Source organism: Moorena sp. SIO4E2, assembly GCF_010671945.1.
Classification (GTDB): Bacteria; Cyanobacteriota; Cyanobacteriia; order Cyanobacteriales; family Coleofasciculaceae; genus Moorena; species Moorena producens.
Genome location: NZ_JAAHIE010001111.1, coordinates 1 through 1,696, shown reverse-complemented (window position 1 = coordinate 1,696; position 1,696 = coordinate 1). Strand labels below are relative to the sequence as shown.

At 44.7% G+C, this 1,696-nt stretch carries 3 protein-coding genes; 1 reads left to right on the top strand and 2 read right to left on the bottom strand.

The window, feature by feature from the left end; genetic code table 11:
• Nucleotides 1-62 precede the first annotated feature (62 nt).
• The gene (locus F6K37_RS41215) at nt 63-1,040 is read left to right on the top strand and encodes an NAD(P)-dependent alcohol dehydrogenase (RefSeq protein ID WP_287257060.1); all 978 of its coding nucleotides are present in this window, start codon (nt 63-65) and stop codon (nt 1,038-1,040) included.
• Here F6K37_RS41215 and F6K37_RS41210 read toward each other — a convergent pair.
• Together F6K37_RS41210 and F6K37_RS41205 are read right to left on the bottom strand one after the other, a co-directional pair.
• Nucleotides 982-1,104, bottom strand: a complete 123-nt coding sequence (locus tag F6K37_RS41210; RefSeq protein WP_287257059.1) for a hypothetical protein — start codon at nt 1,102-1,104, stop codon at nt 982-984. The two genes, F6K37_RS41215 and F6K37_RS41210, sit on opposite strands and share 59 nt — an antisense overlap.
• A gap of 171 nt (nt 1,105-1,275) precedes the next feature.
• A complete protein-coding gene (locus tag F6K37_RS41205) occupies nt 1,276-1,482 on the bottom strand; it encodes a glycosyltransferase family protein (protein WP_287257058.1) in 207 nt (68 codons plus the stop codon).
• Between the last annotated feature and the right edge of the window lie 214 nt (nt 1,483-1,696).

Here is a 1,696-nt window from a genome sequence, read left to right as displayed (position 1 = left end):
TGATAGCTGATAGCTAAATATAAAAAACGCTATAAATAATAATAAGATTAGCCGGAATACTTATGAAAGCCATTCTATACACAAAATACGGATCACCGGATGTTCTTCAGCTCCAAGAAATAGAAAAAACCATCCCTAAGGAGGATGAAGTATTAGTAAAAATTCATAGCGCATCCGCCAATGCAGGTGATTGGCATTTACTCAGAGGAAAACCCTTCTTGATCCGCCTCATGGGCTTTGGGCTTCTAAAACCAAAAAACCAGATATTGGGAGCAGACATAGCAGGGCGAGTTGAAGCCGTTGGCAAAAACGTAAAGCAGTTTAAGCCAGGTGATGAAGTATTCGGGAACCTATCCGACCATGGTTTCGGGGGTTTTGCGGAGTATGTATGTGCTCCGGAAAGTGCATTACTGTTGAAACCAGCCAATATCACCTTCGAGGAAGTGGCAGCAGTACCTGTAGCCGCACTCACCGCCCTGCAAGGTCTTCAGAAGCAAGGACAGATTCAGCCAGGGCAAAAGATTTTGATTAATGGTGCCTCTGGTGGTGTGGGTACCTTTGCCGTGCAGATTGCCAAATCCTTCGGAGCCGAAGTGACTGGGGTGTGCAGCACCAGGAATTTAGACATGGTGCGCTCCATTGGTGCAGACCATGTTATTGATTACACTAAAGAAGATTTTACCAAAAATGGCCAGCATTATGACCTAATTCTTGATGCTGCCGCCTATCGTTCCATTTTGGATTACAAGAATATATTAACTCCCAACGGAATTTATGTCTTTGTCGGAGGTTCCATGGCACAACTTTTCCAACTTATGTTCCTAGGACCATGGATTTACATGACCGGGAGTAAGAAAATTGTGTCCCTGTTTATGGAACCAAACCAGAAGGATTTAGTGTTTATCAAGGAGCTTCTTGAAACCGGCAAAATAGCAGCTGTTATCGATAGAAGATACAGCTTAAGTAAAGTGCCTGAAGCTATCAGATATCTTGAACAAGGACACGCCCGAGGTAAAGTTGTAATAACTTTGGAAGATTAGGGAGTAGGGAATCGGGAATCGGGAATCGGGAATCGGGAATCGGGAATCGGGTTTTACATCTCAAATGAAAATGCGATATAGCAGTCGCCAGGGCAGTTAGGACATGACAAAAGTCTCAAAGCTAAGTATAGCAATAGTTTTACTTCTGACTTCTGACTTCTGACTTCTGACTTCTGCTATATATCCCAGTACCCTATTGCCCATTGCTAGCATGCCTATTGCCTAAAGTACAACCCTACGATTCCTCATCCAACGATTCCTCATCCACCCGATTACCGACATCAAAAACAATCACAAATTTAGCATCCGGCATCAGCCGTTTAAGAGCTTTTAAATGACCGTCGGCATCAGACCGGTTGCGGAACCGACCAACAACGACTCGCTGCATCTTGGGTAATAGCCGCATGATCACCCATGGATGAAGGCGCTCAGAATACGTCATAATAAAACTATCTGGGCGACCGAAGAAGGCGCTCAAAGGAGTGAAGGTTCCGTAACCTTCCGATCAGCTAGGGTTCAAGCGAAGTTCCCACCCAAAGGGGCATAACGAGATGGATATCAACGGCTCACAAGCTGAGGTACTCCCGAATTGTTATGTCTCACAGCTAGAGGGTAATGCGTAACCAGAAGCATATACCGCATGATAATGGAACGTT